The sequence below is a fragment of the Rhizobacter sp. AJA081-3 genome, assembly GCF_017795745.1.
In the GTDB taxonomy this organism is placed as follows: Bacteria; Pseudomonadota; Gammaproteobacteria; order Burkholderiales; family Burkholderiaceae_C; genus Piscinibacter.
In genome coordinates this window covers 2953616-2969928 of record NZ_CP059067.1, presented here as the reverse complement: position 1 = coordinate 2969928, position 16313 = coordinate 2953616, and the positions used below count along the sequence as shown (strand labels likewise).

Annotated in this window: 16 protein-coding genes; 6 read left to right on the top strand and 10 right to left on the bottom strand. The window is 68.6% G+C overall.

The features are described from left to right. Positions 1–71: 71 nt before the first annotated feature. From HZ992_RS14130 to HZ992_RS14115, 4 genes are read left to right on the top strand one after another with little or no spacing between them, the layout of a single operon-like run. A complete protein-coding gene (locus HZ992_RS14130; RefSeq protein ID WP_209382481.1) occupies positions 72–794 on the top strand; it encodes a pirin family protein in 723 nt (240 codons plus the stop codon). A 44-nt stretch (positions 795–838) separates the two neighbouring features. Continuing rightward, positions 839–1393, top strand: coding sequence for a flavodoxin family protein (locus HZ992_RS14125; RefSeq protein WP_209382480.1), 555 nt, complete (start codon positions 839–841; stop codon positions 1391–1393). A gap of 11 nt (positions 1394–1404) precedes the next feature. Further along, entirely contained in the window at positions 1405–2001 is a 597-nt protein-coding gene (locus tag HZ992_RS14120) for an NADPH-dependent FMN reductase (RefSeq protein WP_209382479.1), read from the top strand. A gap of 27 nt (positions 2002–2028) precedes the next feature. Beyond that, the gene (locus HZ992_RS14115; protein ID WP_209382478.1) at positions 2029–2748 is read left to right on the top strand and encodes a DUF599 domain-containing protein; all 720 of its coding nucleotides are present in this window, start codon (positions 2029–2031) and stop codon (positions 2746–2748) included. 27 nt (positions 2749–2775) lie between these two features. Here the strand turns inward: HZ992_RS14115 and egtB are convergent, their stop codons facing one another. From egtB to HZ992_RS14100, 3 genes are read right to left on the bottom strand one after another with little or no spacing between them, the layout of a single operon-like run. Continuing rightward, the gene (egtB, locus tag HZ992_RS14110; RefSeq protein ID WP_209382477.1) at positions 2776–4062 is read right to left on the bottom strand and encodes an ergothioneine biosynthesis protein EgtB; all 1287 of its coding nucleotides are present in this window, start codon (positions 4060–4062) and stop codon (positions 2776–2778) included. After that, positions 4059–4700, bottom strand: a complete 642-nt coding sequence (locus HZ992_RS14105) for a class I SAM-dependent methyltransferase (RefSeq protein WP_209382476.1) — start codon at positions 4698–4700, stop codon at positions 4059–4061. The genes egtB and HZ992_RS14105 overlap by 4 nt, the downstream gene beginning before the upstream one ends. A 47-nt stretch (positions 4701–4747) precedes the next feature. Continuing rightward, on the bottom strand, positions 4748–5479 hold the full coding sequence (locus HZ992_RS14100) for a sulfurtransferase (RefSeq protein ID WP_209382475.1): 732 nt from the start codon (positions 5477–5479) through the stop codon (positions 4748–4750). A gap of 41 nt (positions 5480–5520) precedes the next feature. Here HZ992_RS14100 and dnaE point away from each other — a divergent pair, with 41 nt between their 5' ends. Both dnaE and HZ992_RS14090 read left to right on the top strand, forming a co-directional pair. Further along, positions 5521–9021 carry a DNA polymerase III subunit alpha gene (gene dnaE / locus HZ992_RS14095; RefSeq protein ID WP_209382474.1) on the top strand — a complete coding sequence of 1167 codons (3501 nt, stop codon included), beginning with the start codon at positions 5521–5523 and terminating at the stop codon, positions 9019–9021. Beyond that, positions 9018–10199, top strand: coding sequence for a patatin-like phospholipase family protein (locus HZ992_RS14090; RefSeq protein ID WP_209382473.1), 1182 nt, complete (start codon positions 9018–9020; stop codon positions 10197–10199). The genes dnaE and HZ992_RS14090 overlap by 4 nt, the downstream gene beginning before the upstream one ends. Positions 10200–10215: 16 nt before the next feature. Here HZ992_RS14090 and HZ992_RS14085 read toward each other — a convergent pair whose 3' ends face one another. The 7 genes from HZ992_RS14085 to rpsA form a co-directional block, all read right to left on the bottom strand. Next, a complete protein-coding gene (locus tag HZ992_RS14085) occupies positions 10216–10578 on the bottom strand; it encodes a ComEA family DNA-binding protein (RefSeq protein ID WP_209382472.1) in 363 nt (120 codons plus the stop codon). A gap of 149 nt (positions 10579–10727) precedes the next feature. After that, entirely contained in the window at positions 10728–11720 is a 993-nt protein-coding gene (gene rfaD, locus HZ992_RS14080; RefSeq protein ID WP_209382471.1) for an ADP-glyceromanno-heptose 6-epimerase, read from the bottom strand. Next, positions 11717–12649, bottom strand: coding sequence for a D-glycero-beta-D-manno-heptose-7-phosphate kinase (gene rfaE1, locus HZ992_RS14075; RefSeq protein WP_209382470.1), 933 nt, complete (start codon positions 12647–12649; stop codon positions 11717–11719). Before rfaE1 ends, rfaD begins: the two co-directional genes overlap by 4 nt. Then, complete coding sequence (gene lapB, locus HZ992_RS14070; protein WP_209382469.1) at positions 12649–13800, bottom strand: lipopolysaccharide assembly protein LapB; 1152 nt, start codon at positions 13798–13800, stop codon at positions 12649–12651. Before lapB ends, rfaE1 begins: the two co-directional genes overlap by 1 nt. Next, entirely contained in the window at positions 13790–14104 is a 315-nt protein-coding gene (locus HZ992_RS14065; RefSeq protein WP_209382468.1) for a lipopolysaccharide assembly protein LapA domain-containing protein, read from the bottom strand. The genes lapB and HZ992_RS14065 overlap by 11 nt, the downstream gene beginning before the upstream one ends. A gap of 40 nt (positions 14105–14144) precedes the next feature. Continuing rightward, positions 14145–14477 (bottom strand): integration host factor subunit beta, encoded by a 333-nt coding sequence (locus HZ992_RS14060; protein WP_209382467.1) that lies wholly within the window; start codon positions 14475–14477, stop codon positions 14145–14147. Positions 14478–14497: 20 nt separating this feature from the next. Beyond that, on the bottom strand, positions 14498–16264 hold the full coding sequence (gene rpsA / locus HZ992_RS14055; protein WP_371816829.1) for a 30S ribosomal protein S1: 1767 nt from the start codon (positions 16262–16264) through the stop codon (positions 14498–14500). Positions 16265–16313: the final 49 nt, after the last annotated feature.

The window sequence follows — 16313 nt, the reverse complement described above, 5'->3', positions numbered from 1 at the left end:
GCGCTGTGCGACGCAGGCGCGGCTCCTACATTGGACTCATCGCCACCACGACCCATTCACCGAGCACCAACATGATCACCCTGCGCAAGTCCTGCGACCGCGGTTATGCCGACCACGGCTGGCTGAAGAGCTTCCACAGCTTCTCGTTCGCCGACTACCACGACCCCAAGCACATGGGCTGGGGCAACCTGCGCGTGATCAACGAAGACCGCATCGCGCCGGGTACCGGCTTCGGCACGCACGGCCACCGCGACATGGAGATCATCAGCTACGTGCTCGAAGGCGAGCTCGCGCACAAGGACAGCATGGGCAACGGCCAGGCGGGCGGCGCCCACGCCGGCGTGATCCGCCCGGGCGACGTGCAGCGAATGAGCGCCGGCACCGGCGTGCGCCACAGCGAATTCAACCACGCGGCCAATGAGACCACGCACTTCCTGCAGATCTGGATCGAGCCGGATGCGCTCGGCGTCGCGCCGGGCTACGAGCAGAAGCGTTTCGAGGACGCCGACAAGCGCGGCCGGCTGCGCCTGGTCGCCAGCCCCGACGGGCGCGACGGCTCGGTGAGCATCCACGCCGACGCGGCGTTGTACGCGGGCCTGCTCGATGGCGCGGAATCGCTCGAACTGCCGCTCGACCCGGCGCGGCGCAGCTACGTTCACGTGATCCGCGGCGCGGTGTCCGTCAACGGCCAACCGCTGCGCGGCGGCGACGCGGCGCTTCTGTATCAGGAGTCCAGGCTCGCACTGGCCGAAGGCCAGGGCGCCGAGGTGCTGGTGTTCGACCTGGCCGCGTGAGTCGCGCGGCTGACCGTTTCTCTCTCAACCCTGAAGCTCACAACATGTCCAAGATCGTCATCGTCTATCACAGCGGCTACGGCCATACCCGGAAGATCGCCGAAGCGGTGGCCTACACCGCCGGCGCATCGCTGCTGGCCATCGACGCGGAAGGCAACCTGCCCGAAGGCGGCTGGGAGCAACTCGCGGCCGCCTCGATGATCGTGTTCGGCTCGCCGACCTACATGGGCGCTGCCAGCTGGCAGTTTAAGAAGTTCGCCGATGCTTCGTCCAAGCCCTGGTTCACTCAGGCCTGGAAGGACAAGCTGGCCGCCGGCTTCACCAACTCGGCGACGCTCAACGGCGACAAGCTGTCGACGCTGAGCTACTTCTTCACCCTGTCGCAGCAGCACGGCATGGTGTGGGTCGGCACCGGCATGCACCCGAAGAATGCCAAGGCGCACACGCGCGACGACATCAACAACCTCGGCGGCTATTCCGGCCTGATCACCGCCACGCCCTCCGACGCCTCCGTCGACGAGATGGTGCCGGGCGACGTCGCCACCGCCAAGGCCTTCGGCCAGCGCCTGGCCGAAGCCGCCGCGAAGTTCGCGCGCTGAAGGGCGACGTGATGGTCACGCTGAGCCTGCTGGCGATCTCGGGCAGCGCCCGCAAGGGCTCGCTGAACGGGCGGCTGCTTGCTGCCGCGGCGCAGGCAGCGGCGTCGCGCGGCGCACAGGTCGAGACGATCGACCTGCGCGATCTCGCGCTGCCGCTGTACGACGGCGACCTCGAGAAGAGTGCCGGCGTGCCCGAGGGCGCCAGGCGTCTTCGCGATGCGCTGCAGGCGGCCGACGGCGTGCTGCTGGCCACGCCGGAGTACAACGGCTTTCCGACACCATTGCTCGTCAACAGCTTCGACTGGCTGTCGCGGCTGCAGGCCGAAGGCATGGCGCCGGCAGGGCTGGCCGCCACGGCGGGCAAGCCTCTGGGCCTGCTCAGCGCCTCGCCGGGGCTGCTCGGCGGGCTGCGCTCGCTGAACTTCACGCGCCAGTACCTTTCGATGGCCATCGCGATGATGCCCGTGCCGCAGCAGTTCGCGCTGCCGAAGGCGCACGAGGCCTTCGACGAGACCGGCGTGCTGAAGGATCCGAAGCAACAGGCATCGCTGGACGCCGTGGTCACCTCGCTGATGCGCGTCGCCATCGCGTTGAGGAATCCCTCCTGATCCGGAGGCCTTGCTACAGTCGCCGCCATGGAGACGGCGATCAAGGTTCTCGCGCTGCTGCCCTGGACGGACTGGGCAGCGCTCGCGGCGTTCTTCCTCGGCTGGATCGGCTACGCCGTGTTCGCCAAGCGGCGCAGCACGATGCAGCCCTCGCTGCTGGACACCACCAACCACATCCGCCGGCAGTGGATGCTGCAGTCGACCTACCGTGAGGTGCGCGTGGTCGACGGCATCGTCATCCAGAACCTGTCGACCAGCCCGTCGTTCTTCGCCTCCACCACCATCCTGATCATCGGCGGCCTGCTCGCCGTGCTGGGCACCACCGAAAAGGCCAGCGAGCTGGTGCGCGAGATCCCGTTCGCGGCCCGCACCTCGGTGCTGGTGTTCGACCTGAAGGTGGTGTTCCTGCTGGGCATCTTCGTGTATGCCTTCTTCCGTTTCACCTGGTCGCTGCGGCAATACACCTTCGGCGCGCTGCTGGTGGGCGCTCTGCCCGAACGTGACGACATCTCCGCCATGGGCGATGCGGGGGAGGCCATGCGCCAAACGTTTGCCGAACGCGCCGGCCGCGTGGTCGGCATGGCCGCCGAGACCTTCAACGACGGGCTGCGCGCCTACTACTTCGCCTTCGCGGCGATCGGCTGGTTCTTCTCGCCACTGGCTTTCGCGCTGGCGACGGCCGGCGTGGTCTACATCCTCTACCAGCGCGAGTTCCGCTCCGACGTGCTCGGGGTGCTCAAGGGCTGATGGGCTGAGGGGCCGGAACGCTGACGCTCAGGTGTCGCGAGCCAGGCGCACGCCGCTGAACTGCCATTGCGCTTCGGGCGGGAAGAAGTTGCGGTAGCTGGCGCGCACATGGCCGGCCGGTGTGGCGCAGGAGCCGCCGCGCAGCACGAACTGGTTGCACATGAACTTGCCGTTGTACTCGCCCACCGCACCGGGCCAGGGGCGGAAGCGCGGGTAGGGCAGATAGGCCGAGCCCGTCCATTCCCACACGTCGCCGAATATCTGCACCGGGCCTGCCGCCGCGTCCTGCGACGCCGGCAGCGGATGGAAGACGGCGCGGTCGGCAAAGTGGCCGGCACGACTGTCCAGCGAACGTGCGGCGAGCTCCCACTCCACCTCGGTGGGCAGTCGCGCGCCGGCCCAGCGGGCGTAGGCGTCGGCCTCGAAGTAGCTCAGGTGGCAGGCCGGCGTGTACGGGTCGATCTCGACCAGGCCCTGCAGCGTGTGGCTGAACCAGCGCCCGTCGCGCTGCTGCCAGTACAGCGGCGCCGTGCGGCCACCGGCGCGCACCCAGTCCCAGCCGAGCGACAGCCACAGCTCCGGGCGGCGGTAGCCGCCGTCGTCCATGAAGCCGAGCCAGTCGCCATGGCTTACCGGCCGCGAGGCGAGTTCGAACGGCCCGAGATGGCTGCGATGGCGCGGCGTCTCGTTGTCGAAGCAGAAAGGGCCGTCGAGTGATGCATCGTGGCCGTGCTCGACCAGGCCGCCTTCGAAACCGAACCAGCGCAGGGACGCCGGCTGCACGCGAGCGATGGGCCAGCGGCGTGCGTAAGGTGCATGGGCCGGATCGGTCGACAAGGCGTGCTTGATGTCGGTGAGCAGCAGCTCCTGGTGCTGCTGCTCGTGATGCAGGCCGAGCGTCACCAGCGAGGCGATCTCCGGCTCTTCGCCACGCGCCTGCAGCAGCCCCGCCATGCGCGCGTCGACCTGGGCCCGGTAGGCGCGCACCTGCTCCAGCGTGGGCCGCAGGATCAGCCCGCGTTGCGCCCGCGCCGACTGCTCGCCGACCGCCTGGTAGTAGCTGTTGAAGAGCACGCGGAATGCCGGGTCGAAGGGCGCGAAACCGCGCTCGAAACGTTCGAGCACGAAGGTTTCGAAGAACCATGTCACGTGCGCGAGGTGCCATTTCACGGGGCTGGCATCGGGCATGGACTGCACCTGGCAGTCTTCCGCCGACAGGGGCGCGGCGAGCGACAGCGACGCGGCGCGCACCCGTGCGTAGCGCTCGGCCAGCTCACCGGCCGGAGCGCCCACGGCCTGACGAAAGGCCGTCATCGCGAAGCCGCCTTCACGGCGCCCGAGCCGAGGTAGCCCATGCCCCATTGCGTGGCCTCCCACTCGAAACGCTCGAGCTGCGGCGCCAGCAGGCTCCAGGGTTCGTGCAGTTCGTGTGCGTGCACGTTGTAGGGCCGGTTCTTCAGCCAGGCCAGCAGGTTCAGCGGCGCCAGCCACCAGGGGAAGAACTTCATGCCGGCGATGGCCAGGCGCATGCCGGGGCGGAACTGCGCGAACAGGTTGTCCAGTGCCGCCGGTGAACGGGTGATGTCGTGCACGTAGTGCCACAGCGCGGCGTCAGGTGTCGCGCCCAGCCGCACCTCTTCGGCGCTCGCGCAATGCAGTTCCACCGACCAGCCGTCGGCGCGCAGCGCATCGGCACGCTGCCGCGCCTGCGCGTGCATCTCGGGGCTCTGCTCGAACGCGATCAGGCGGCCGCTGCGGCCCACACCCTGCAGCAGGGCCTCGAAACTCAGGCCCGTGCCGCAACCCACGTCGAGCACTGTCTCCCCGGGGCGCAGGGCCAGCTTCGCGACGCAGCGCATGCGGATCGGCCAGGTCGGCCCGGTGCTCGCGTCGTAGCCTGCCGCAGTGCGGCGGTACAGCTCGATCGAGCGCAGGTTGTCGGCGGTGGGCATGGTGCGGTGGTCGGGACTCTCGTTCGGTCGCTCGCCCGGCGTGCACCTTACACCGGTTGCAGCGCGCTGTTCACGCGTTCGCGCTCGTCGAAGACAAAACAATCGCCCTCGAAGTGGCGGCCGCCGGTTTCCTCGAAGTACTTCAGGATGCCGCCCTCGAGTTGCAGCACGCGCTCGACGCCGGCGTCCTGCAGAAACAGGGCGGCCTTCTCGCAGCGGATGCCGCCGGTGCAATAGCTCACGACGGTCTTGCCCTGCATCTGCTCGCGGTGGGCCAGTGCGGCATCGGGGAAATCGCTGAAGCGGCCGATGCGCCAGTCCAGCGCGCCCTTGAAGCGGCCGTGGTCGACCTCGAAGGCATTGCGCGTGTCCAGGGTGACCACCGGGCGGCCTTCGTCGTCGTGGCCGGCGTCGAGCCAGCGTGCCAGCGTGTGCGGGTCGACCGCCGGCGCGCGCGCGGCCTGCGGGCGGATTGCCGGGTGGTTCATGCGGATGATCTCGCGCTTGACCTTCACGAGCAGCTTGCCGAAGGGCACGCTGTCGGACCAGCTCTCTTTCGGCGCCAGGCCGGCGAAACGCTCATCCTCGTGCAGCCAGGCCACGAAGCCGCGCAGCGCCTGCGCTTCGCCGGCCAGGAACAGGTTGATGCCTTCCTCGGCGAGCAGCACGGTGCCCTTGAGTCCGGCCTGCGCCGCCCGGGCGTGGAGGCGCTCGCGCAGCACCGCCGCGTCGGGCAGCAGCACAAAGCGGTAGGCGGAGATGTTGAGTGTGGTGTTCACGCCGTGAATTCTACGGAGGCGGGCCTCCTAGAATGCCGTTCATGGACTTCATCCACCTGAGAACGCACACCGAATACTCCGTCGTCGACGGCACGCTGCGCGTCGACGACATGGTGGGCGCCGCCGCGAAGGACAAGCAGGGCGCATTGGCGATCACCGACCTCTCGAACATGTTCGGCGCCGTCAAGTTCTACAGCGCGGCGCGCAAGAAGGGCGTCAAGCCCATCCTCGGCGCCGACGTCTGGCTGGAGCCCGATGGCGCAGACAAGCAGGCCAGCCGGCTGCTGCTGCTGGTGCAGAACCGCCAGGGTTACCTGAACCTCTGCGAGATCCTGTCGCGCAGCTGGCGCGAGAACGAGCACCGCGGCCAGGCCTGGGTGCGCTGGGACTGGCTCGCCGAGCATGGCGAAGGGCTGATCGTGCTGTCGGGCGCCGAGCTCGGCGCCGTGGGCCAGGCGCTGCTGGCGGGCGACGGCGTGCGCGCCAGCGCAGTCGCGCAGAGACTGGCCGGTTTGTTCCCGAACCGCTTTTACATCGAACTGCAGCGCGGCGGGCTGCCGGCCCATGAGACGCATGTGCGCGCCGCCGTCCCGCTGGCGGCCGACCTCGGCTTGCCTGTGGTGGCCACGCACCCGGTGCAGTTCCTAGAGCCCGACGATTTCGAGGCCCACGAGGCGCGCGTATGCGTCGCCGAAGGCGAGACGCTGACCAACCCGAAACGCATCAAGCGCTTCGGCCGCGAGCAGTACTTCAAGACCCGCGCACAGATGACGGCGCTGTTCGCCGACCTGCCCTCGGCGCTGGCCAACTCGGTGGAGATCGCGCGGCGCTGCAGCCTCAGCCTGGTGCTCGGCAAGCCGCAGCTGCCGGACTTCCCGACGCCGCTGGTCGACGACGTGCCGATGCCGATGGCGGAGTACTTCCGCGTCCAATCGCACCAGGGCCTGGAAGAGCGGCTTGTTCAGCTCTACCCGGACGCGGCGCAGCGCGAGAAGGAGCGGCCGCGCTACGTCGAGCGTCTCGACTTCGAGATCGCGACGATCCTGAAGATGGGCTTCCCCGGCTACTTCCTGATCGTGGCGGACTTCATCAACTGGGCCAAGAGCCATGGTTGCCCGGTCGGCCCGGGCCGCGGCTCCGGCGCCGGCTCGCTGGTGGCCTACGCACTGAAGATCACCGACCTCGACCCGCTGCGCTACAAGCTGCTGTTCGAGCGTTTCCTGAACCCCGACCGGGTGTCGATGCCCGACTTCGACGTCGACTTCTGCCAGGGCAACCGCGACCGCGTCATCGACTACGTCAAGGAGAAGTACGGCCGCGATGCGGTGAGCCAGATCGCCACCTTCGGCACCATGGCTGCCAAGGCGGCGCTGCGCGACGTGGGCCGCGTGCTCGGCATGGGTTACGGCCATGTCGACAGCGTCGCCAAGCTGGTGCCCGCGCCGCCGGGCAAGACGGTGACGCTGCGCCGCCCACCCGACCCGCCGGACAGCGGCGTGATCTACGCGCGCAAGGAAGCGCCGGAGATCGAGGAGCGCGAGAAGAACGAGGAAGAGGTCGCCGAACTGCTGGCGCTGGCCGAGCGTGTCGAAGGCATCGTGCGCAACGTCGGCATGCACGCCGGCGGCGTGCTCATTGCCCCGGGCAAGATCACCGACTTCTGCCCGCTGTACCAGCAGCCCGGCAGCGACAGCGCGGTGAGCCAGTACGACAAGGACGACGTCGAGGCGATCGGCCTGGTGAAGTTCGACTTCCTGGGTCTTGCCACGCTGACCATCCTGGAGCTCGCCAAGGACTTCATCCGCGCGCGCCGGCTGGGCCAGGAGAACTTCGCCTTCGAGACGCTGCCGCTGAGCGACAAGGGCTCGTACCGGCTGATGAGCGAGGGCAAGACGGTCGCCGTGTTCCAGCTGGAATCGTCGGGCATGCAACGCATGCTGCGCGATGCCAAGCCCAGCGTGTTCGAGGACGTGATCGCGCTGGTGGCGCTGTACCGCCCCGGCCCGATGGACCTGATCCCCAGCTTCTGCGCGCGCAAGCACGGCCGCGAGGAGGTCGAGTACCCGCATCCGCTGATGGCCGAGGTGCTGCAGGAGACCTACGGGATCATGGTCTACCAGGAGCAGGTGATGCAGGTCGCCCAGCTCGTGGGCGGCTACTCGCTCGGCGGCGCCGACCTGCTGCGCCGTGCGATGGGCAAGAAGAAGCTCGAGGAGATGGTGGCGCACCGCACCACCTTCGCCGAGGGCGCGGCGAAGAAGGGCATCCCCGAGCCGAAGGCCAACGAGATCTTCGACCTGATGGAGAAGTTCGCGGGCTACGGCTTCAACAAGTCGCACGCCGCCGCCTACGCGCTGCTGGCCTATCACACGGCCTACCTGAAGGTGCACTACCTGGCCGAGTTCACCGCCGCCAACATGAGCGTGGCGCTGGACGACACCGACAAGCTGAAGATCTTCCACGACGACGCCGTCGCGCTGGGCATCACCTTCGAGCCGCCCGACGTGAACACCGGCGGCTACCGCTTCGCGCCGGTGGCCGACACCGTGGTGCGCTACGGCCTGGGCGCGATCAAGGGCACCGGCCAGAGCGCCATCGAGGCGATCATCGCGGCGCGCGAGGAAGGCGGGCCCTTCAAGTCCCTGTTCGACTTCTGCCACCGTGTCGACCGCAGCCGCATCAACAAGCGCACGGTCGAGGCGCTGATCAAGGCCGGCGCCTTCGACAAGCTGCATGCCGAGCGTTCGTGCATGGTGGCGAGCATCGGCCTGGCCTTCGACTACGCCGACACGCAGGCGGCGAACGCCGACCAGGGCGGGCTGTTCGACTTCGGCGACTCGCATGCGGCGAGTACGCACGAGCCGGAGCTGGTCGCCGCCGAACCCTGGAGCATCAAGGAGCGCCTGGGCTTCGAGAAGGTCGCGCTGGGCTTCTACCTGTCGGGCCACCTGTTCGACCAGAGCGCCGACGAGGTGCGGCAGATCGCGCGCCGCCGCATCGCCGACCTGATCGACAGCCGCGAGCCGCAGCTGCTGGCCGGCATCGTCGGCGACCTGCGCGTGGTCAACGGACAGCGCGGCCGCGTGGCGATCTTCAAGATCGACGACAAGACCGAGGTGCTCGAGGCGGTGGCCAACGAGGAGTTGCTCAACGCGCACCGCGAGCTGCTCAAGGACGACGAGCTGATCATCGTGCAGGGCAAGGTGCAGCCCGATCGGTTCTCGGGCGGCCTGCGCCTGAACGTCACGCAGGTGTGGGATCTGGCGGGCGCACGCTGCCGCTTCGGCAAATACCTGCGCGTCGAGGTCAACGGCAGCGTGCCGCCGGTGGCCGAGGTGCTGCGCGACTTCCCTTCGCGGCGCGTGGCCACCGAGCAGGGCGATCTGCCGCAGGGCCTGACGGTGCGGCTGAAGTTGCACCGGGACCGCGCCAGCGGCGAAATCGACCTGGGTGACGCGGCGCGCTTCTATCCCACCGACGCGGCGCTGGAGCGCTGGCGCGCCGGCGCCAGCCAGGGCAAGGCCGAAGTGGTCTACGAGTGAAGGACCAACAGACCACCGGGTTGGTGCTGACGGGCGGCGGCGCGCGCGCCGCCTACCAGGTCGGCGTGCTCAAGGCGGTGGCGCAGATCCGCCGCGAATCGAATGCGCCGCCGGGCAATCCGTTCCCGGTGATCACCGGCACCTCGGCCGGCGCCATCAACGCGGCGGCGCTGGCCTGCCGCTGCGGCAACTTCGACGACGCGGTGCGCGTGCTCGCCGAGGTGTGGGAGAACTTCCACGCCGAGCAAATCTACCGTTCCGACTCGCTCGGCGTCATCCGCACCGGCGCGCGCTGGCTGACCATGCTCTCGCTGGGCTGGGTGATCGCGCGCTGGAGACGCGCCCGGCCGAAGTCGCTGCTCGACAACGCACCCACCGCCGACCTGCTGCGCCGCATGGTCAGCAGCGAGCAGCTTCGCGAAGCGATGAAACAGGGCCACCTGCAGGCCATCGCGGTGACAGCCTCGGGTTACGGCTCCGGCCTGCACGTGACCTTCTACGACGCGGTGAAGGAGATCCTGCCCTGGACGCGCTCGCAGCGCATCGCCGTACGCTCGGAGATCGGCGTGCCCCACCTGATGGCCTCGGCGGCGATCCCCTTCGTCTTCCCGGCGGTCGCCCTGCCGGTCGAAGGCCGCACCGAGTACTTCGGCGACGGCTCGATGCGCCAGGCTGCGCCGATCTCTCCGGCGGTGCATCTTGGAGCGACCCGCATCCTCATCATCGGTGCCGGCCGCATGCACGAGCCGCCGGGGCCGCGTGCGCACAGCAGCGAGTACCCCAACCTGGCGCAGATCGCCGGCCATGCGCTGTCGAACATCTTCCTCGACGCGCTGGCGGTCGACGTGGAGCGCTTGCAGCGCATCAACGCCACGCTCAAGCTGCTGCCGCCCGACGCGCTGGCGCGCACCACGCTGCGGCCGATCGAGACGCTGGTGATCGCGCCCAGCCAGCGCCTGGACGACCTGGCCGCCAAGCACCTGGGCAGCCTGCCCGCGCCGGTGCGCACCATGCTGCGTGGCGTGGGCGTGTCGGGCCGCGGCGAGGACGCGCGCGGTGCGGCGCTGGCGAGCTACCTGCTCTTCGAGGCGCCGTACACGCGCGAACTCGTCGCGCTCGGGGTGGCCGACACGATGGCGCGCCGCGACGAGGTGCGCGCCTTCTTCGGCTGGACCTGAGCGAAGTCGGGGCAGCTCAGGCTGCCGGCTGCGCCTCGGCCTTCTTGCGCGACGAGCCCTTCTCCGACTTCGCCTTGGACTTGCCCTTCGCCTTGGGGGCCGGGGCATCCGACGCAGCATAGGCCGAGCCGTTGACCGTCAGCCCGTCGGCCGAGAACTTGCGCGCGTTGCCGTCGCCCACGCCCTTGACGCGGCTCTGCAGGTCGCCCCAGTTGCTGAACGAGCCGGACTGGCGCGCGTCGAGGATGCGCGTGGCCATGCTCGGGCCGATGCCCTTGACGGCTTCGAGCTCGGCCTGGCTGGCCTTGTTGACGTCGGTGGCCGCGAAGCCGGTGGCGCAGGCGAGGGCGAGGACGGCGGCGGTGATGAACTTGAACATGATGAAGCTCCTTGGGTGGTGCAGGCCGCGGAATTGCGTGTCTGCTGGAGCCATTGTTCGAAGCTGGGCCGCGGCCGTGAATCGCCACGGCGGGCCACCCGAGCGTCGCCCCCTCCGGCGGGGGACGTGAAGAATTCTCGGCCGACCGCTCAGTCTTTCGCGGCGAGCCAGCTCACGTAGCGCTGCACGCCGCTGGCCACGTCGGCGAAGGCGTGGTCGCATCCGGTGCTGCGCAGCCCGGTGAGATCGGCCTGCGTAAAGCACTGGTACTTGCCGACCAGCGCGTCGGGAAAGGGGATGTATTCGACCAGCCCGTGCGATACCAGCTCGGCCAGGGGGAGGGGTGCCTCCCCATTCAGGGTGCGTGCCGCGTTGACTGTGGCCACCGCCACGTCGTTGAAGGGCTGCGCGCGGCCCGTGCCGAGGTTGAAGATGCCGCTCTTCCCAGGGTTCTGCAGGAACCACAGGTTCACCGCCACCACGTCGTCGACGTACACGAAGTCGCGCGACTGCATGCCCGGTTCGTAGCCGCCGTACTCGCCGAACAGCTTCACCTTGCCGCGTTCGCAGAACTGGTTGAAGTGGTGGAAGGCCACCGAGGCCATGCGGCCCTTGTGCTGCTCGCGCGGGCCGTAGACGTTGAAGTAGCGAAAACCCACCACCTGCGACTTCGACGCGGGCAGCATGCGCCGCACGACGTTGTCGAACAGCAGCTTGCTGTAGCCGTAGACGTTCAGCGGCTGCTCGAACTGCGGTTCTTCGCGGAACGAGGCGCTCCCCCCGTAGGTGGCGGCCGAACTCGCGTAGAGCAGCCTCGTGCCCTGGGCCTGGCAGGCGTCGAGCAGGTCCTTCGAGCAGCGGTAGTTGGTGTCGAGCATGTAGCGCCCGTCGTGCTGCATGGTGTCGGAGCAGGCACCCTCGTGCAGGACCGCATCGACCTTGCCGAACTCACCGCGCGCGAAGCGGGCGTAGAAGTCGGTCTTGTCGAAGTAGTCGCTGATCTTCGCGCCGAGCAGGTTGCGGTACTTCGCGCCGTTGGTCAGGTTGTCGACGGCGATGATGTCGTCAATGCCGATGGCGTTCAGGCCGTGGACGATGTTGCTGCCGATCATGCCGGCCGCACCGGTGACGACGACTTTCATGCGAACAACTCCTCGTAGCTGACGCTGGCCGTGCCGAACTTGCCCACCACGATGCCGCCGGCACGGTTGGCCACCGGCATCGCCTCGCGCAGCGAATGGCCGCAGGCGAGCATGGCGGCCATCGCGGCGATCACGGTGTCGCCGGCGCCGGTGACGTCGAACACCTCGCGCGCCTGCGCCGGCACCTGGGTGTGGCCGAGGTTGTCGAACAACGACATGCCTTCCTCACTGCGCGTGAGCAACAGGCCTTCGAGCCGGTGTTCGCGGCGCAGCGCCTGCGCGCGTTCGTGCAGTTGCGCCTCGCTGCTCCAGGCGCCGATCACCTGCGCCAGCTCGGCGCGGTTGGGCGTGATCACGGTCGCGCCGGCGTAGCGGCTGTAGTCGCTGCCCTTGGGGTCGATCAGCACCGGCTTGCCGGCGGCGCGGGCCAGTTCGATCATGCGCGGGATGTGCGTCAGGCCACCCTTGCCGTAGTCGGAGAACAGCACCGCGCCGTGCTCGGGCAGCACGCGTTCGTAGTCGCTGAGCATGCCGGCGAGCACCTCGTGGTCGGGCTGGTTCTCGAAATCGATGCGGATGAGCTGCTGAGCACGGCCGATGACGCGCAGCTTGACGATGGTGTAGAGCTGCGGGTCGCTGCCCAGCAGCGCGGCCACGCCCTCGCGCTCGAGCAGCTTCTTGAGCGTGCGCGCCGGCTCGTCGTCGCCGACCACGGTGAGCAGCGTCGCTTGCGCGCCGAGCGTCTTCACGTTCAGCGCCACGTTGGCGGCGCCGCCCAGGCGCTCCTCCTCGCGGTTGACGCGAACCACCGGCACCGGCGCCTCGGGCGAGATGCGGTCGACCGCACCGAACCAGTAGCGATCGAGCATGGCGTCGCCGACCACCAGTACGCGGGCCTGGGCGAGTTGTTCGCGGGTCGGGGCGGTCATCACAGATCCTCTTGGCGCTGCGGCGGGTAGGTGTCCCAGCCCAGGCAGCCCGGGCATTGCCAGAAATAGTGCTGCGCCTCGAAGGCGCAGGCGGCGCAGCGGTAGCGCTGCAGCGGCTTGGCGGCGCGCGCCACGGTGTCGCGCAGCGCCTGCGACTCGGCGTCGTCGAGCGGCGTGCCGGCACTGAGTTGCAGCAGCGACTGCGCTGCCGAGAGGGCCGGCTGGTGCTGCAGGTGCGAGAGCACGCGGCGGCGCTGGCGTGTCGCGTCCTCATCCAGGCGCGCCAACGCGGCCAGCAGGTCGGTGGTCGGCCCGCGGCGGTAGAGCGCGTCCAGGCGCTCCAACGCGGCGGGGCCTTCGCCTAGCGCCTTGGCGCTGTCGGCGTAGTCCACCGCGACCAGGTTGAAGGCAGCCGGATGCGCCGCCATCAGCGTGCCCCACTGCTGCAGGGCTTCGCGGTGGTCAGCGCGCGCGCGGGCCCGCTGGCCGGCCATGATCAGCGGCCGCGGCGCCTGCGGTGCCGCCTCACGGGCGCGCTGCAGCGCCGCGTCGGCCTCGGCTGTCTGCTGGCGCGCATCGGCCTCCAGCGCGAGCTCGCACCAGTAGTTGGCGATGCGCGTGGAGAAGGAGCCGCTGCCACTGCGCTCGAGCTTCGCTGCCACCTCGACTGCGGCGCGCCAGTCGCGCGAGCGCTCGTGCAGCGCCAGCAGGGCCAGCCGCGCCTCGGTGTCGAACACCGTGCCGTCAAGTGCCTTGAAGGCCTCTTCGGCGCGGTCGAACAGGCCGGCCTTCATGAAGTCCTGCGCCAGGGCGTGCTGCGCTCGTTCGCGCTCGGAAGCCGGCAGGTCGGCACGCTTGAGCAGGTGCTCGTGCACGCGCACCGCCCGCTCGTACTCGCCGCGGCGGCGAAACAGGTTGCCCAGCGCGAAGTGCAGGTCGGAAGTGTCCGGGTCCTGCTGCACCGCCTCGATGAAGGAGTCGATCGCCTTGTCGTGCTGCTCGTTGAGCAGCAGGTTCAGGCCCTTGTAGTAGGCCTTGGGCGAATCCTTCTGTTCGCGCTTCCACTGGACCAGGTCGAAGCGCGAGGCCAGCCAGCCCAGCGCGAAGGCCAGCGGCAGGCCGAGCAGCAGCCACTGCAGGTCAAAGTCCATCGCGGGGCGGGTGTTCGGGGCTGAGGGTGGGCAGCACGAGCTGCGAGGTGTCGGTGGTCGTGTCGTTGTCGGCGGACGGTGCGTGGCGTCGCGCCACGCGGCGATGCCGCCACCAGCTCGGCAGCATCGCGACGATGCCGAACACGCAGCCCATCGCGAAGGCGACCAGCACGACGAACACCATCGGCGTGCGCCACTCGTGCCCGAAGAACCAGCGGATGGAAGCCTCGTGCTGGTTGTTCAGCGCGAAGGCGAAGAGCAGGAAGAAGAGGGCGGCTCGAACGAGCCAGACGAGCAATCGCATCGGGACTCCCGCGTCGATTCTAGCGAGCGGGCGCCGTTGCTCAGGTCTTCGGGGGCGTCTCACCGACAGGGACGTCGGCGTCGATCACCGGCACATGGGCATCGACGGCTTCCCGCAATGCCTTGCCCGGCTTGAAATGGGGGACGAGCTTCTCGGGGATGATCACCTGCTCGCCGCTGCGCGGGTTGCGGCCCACGCGCGGCGGCCGGCGATTGATCGAGAAGCTGCCGAAACCGCGGATCTCGATGCGATGCCCGCGCGCGAGCGCGTCGGACATCGCATCCAGGATGGTCTTGACCGCGAACTCGGTGTCGCGATGCGTCAACTGGCCGAATCGCTCGGCCAGCTGAGCCACGAGATCGGAACGGGTCATGAGCCGCGGTCAGCCGAGGGTCACTCGCTCTTGTTGTCGAGCTTGGCGCGCAGCAGGGCGCCCAGGCTCGTCGTGCCGGCGGTCTCGCGCTCGTTGGTCTGCGACAGGCGCGTCATCGCTTCCTGCTGGTCGGCGTTGTCCTTCGCCTTGATCGACAACTGGATCGAACGCGTCTTGCGGTCGATGTTGATGATCAGGGTGGTGACTTCGTCGCCTTCCTTGAGCACGTTGCGGGCATCTTCCACGCGGTCGCGGGAGATTTCCGAGGCGCGCAGGTAGCCCGTCACGTCGGCATTGAGCTGGATCTCGGCGCCACGCGCGTCGACCGTCTTGACCTTGCCCGTCACCGTCATGCCGCGGTCGTTGACCGAGGTGTAGCTGGTGAACGGATCGCTGTCGAGCTGCTTGATGCCGAGCGAAATGCGCTCGCGGTCCACGTCGACGGCCAGCACCACGGCTTCGACTTCCTGGCCCTTCTTGTAGTTGCGAACCGCGGCTTCGCCCGGCTCGTTCCAGGACAGGTCGGACAGGTGCACCAGGCCGTCGATGCCGGCGGCAAGACCCACGAACACGCCGAAGTCGGTGATCGACTTGACCGGGCCCTTGACCTTGTCGCCGCGCTGCACGGTGGTGGCGAACTCTTCCCACGGGTTGGCCTTGCACTGCTTCATGCCCAGGCTGATGCGGCGCTTGTCCTCGTCGATCTCGAGCACCATCACCTCGACCTCGTCGCCCAGCGACACGATCTTGGCGGGGGCGACGTTCTTGTTGGTCCAGTCCATCTCGGAGACGTGCACCAGGCCTTCGATGCCCGGCTCGATCTCGACGAACGCGCCGTAGTCGGCGATGTTCGTGACCTTGCCGAACAGGCGCGTGCCCTGCGGGTAGCGGCGCGACACGCCATGCCACGGGTCATCGCCCAGCTGCTTGATGCCCAGCGAGACGCGGTTCTTCTCGGCGTCGAACTTGAGCACCTTGGCCTGCAGTTCCTGGCCGACCTGAACGACTTCGCTCGGATGGCGGACACGGCGCCAGGCCATGTCGGTGATGTGCAGCAGGCCGTCGATTCCGCCGAGGTCGACGAAGGCGCCGTACTCGGTGATGTTCTTGACCACGCCGTTGACGATGGCGCCTTCGGTCAGGGTCTCGAGCAGCTTGGCGCGCTCTTCGCCCATCGAGGCCTCGACGACGGCACGGCGCGACAACACGACGTTGTTGCGCTTGCGGTCGAGCTTGATGACCTTGAAGTCCATGGTCTTGCCCTCGAAGGGCGTCATGTCCTTCACCGGGCGGGTGTCGAGCAGCGAGCCGGGCAGGAAGGCGCGGATGCCGTTGACCAGCACCGTCAGGCCGCCCTTGACCTTGCCGTTGACCGTGCCGATGACGAACTCACCGGACTCCAGGGCCTTCTCGAGCGACAGCCACGAGGCCAGGCGCTTGGCCTTGTCGCGCGACAGGATGGTGTCGCCGTAGCCGTTCTCGATCGCGTCGATGGCCACCGACACGAAATCGCCGACCTGGACTTCGAGCTCGCCCTGGTCGTTCTTGAATTCTTCAATGGGGACGTAGGCTTCGGACTTGAGGCCTGCGTTCACCACCACGAAGTTGTAGTCGACACGCACCACTTCGGCGGTGATGACCTCGCCACTGCGCATCTCGGAGCGCTTGAGCGATTCTTCGAACAGGGCGGCAAACGATTCGCCGCCTTGGCTGGTGGCTGCTTGGGTTTGGGACATGTGGAGCTTCTCGGTGCAGCTTGCGCTGCGGGTTGGGGTTGATGATCCGATGCCTCGGCGTGCCTTGCGGCACTGGAGGGGAGGCGACGGGCCTTCTGGG

Bases quoted from the DNA above. Each gene is read 5' to 3' on its own strand.
- HZ992_RS14060 (WP_209382467.1), bottom strand. From the start codon at position 14,477: ATGACCCGTTCCGATCTCGTGGCTCAGCTGGCCGAGCGATTCGGCCAG.
- HZ992_RS14130 (WP_209382481.1), top strand. From the start codon at position 72: ATGATCACCCTGCGCAAGTCCTGCGACCGCGGTTATGCCGACCACGGC.
- rfaD (WP_209382471.1), bottom strand. From the start codon at position 11,720: ATGAAAGTCGTCGTCACCGGTGCGGCCGGCATGATCGGCAGCAACATC.
- lapB (WP_209382469.1), bottom strand. From the start codon at position 13,800: ATGGACTTTGACCTGCAGTGGCTGCTGCTCGGCCTGCCGCTGGCCTTC.
- HZ992_RS14105 (WP_209382476.1), bottom strand. From the start codon at position 4,700: ATGCCCACCGCCGACAACCTGCGCTCGATCGAGCTGTACCGCCGCACT.
- dnaE (WP_209382474.1), top strand. From the start codon at position 5,521: ATGGACTTCATCCACCTGAGAACGCACACCGAATACTCCGTCGTCGAC.
- rfaE1 (WP_209382470.1), bottom strand. From the start codon at position 12,649: ATGACCGCCCCGACCCGCGAACAACTCGCCCAGGCCCGCGTACTGGTG.
- HZ992_RS14120 (WP_209382479.1), top strand. From the start codon at position 1,405: ATGGTCACGCTGAGCCTGCTGGCGATCTCGGGCAGCGCCCGCAAGGGC.
- HZ992_RS14115 (WP_209382478.1), top strand. From the start codon at position 2,029: ATGGAGACGGCGATCAAGGTTCTCGCGCTGCTGCCCTGGACGGACTGG.
- HZ992_RS14085 (WP_209382472.1), bottom strand. From the start codon at position 10,578: ATGTTCAAGTTCATCACCGCCGCCGTCCTCGCCCTCGCCTGCGCCACC.
- HZ992_RS14125 (WP_209382480.1), top strand. From the start codon at position 839: ATGTCCAAGATCGTCATCGTCTATCACAGCGGCTACGGCCATACCCGG.
- HZ992_RS14065 (WP_209382468.1), bottom strand. From the start codon at position 14,104: ATGCGATTGCTCGTCTGGCTCGTTCGAGCCGCCCTCTTCTTCCTGCTC.
- egtB (WP_209382477.1), bottom strand. From the start codon at position 4,062: ATGACGGCCTTTCGTCAGGCCGTGGGCGCTCCGGCCGGTGAGCTGGCC.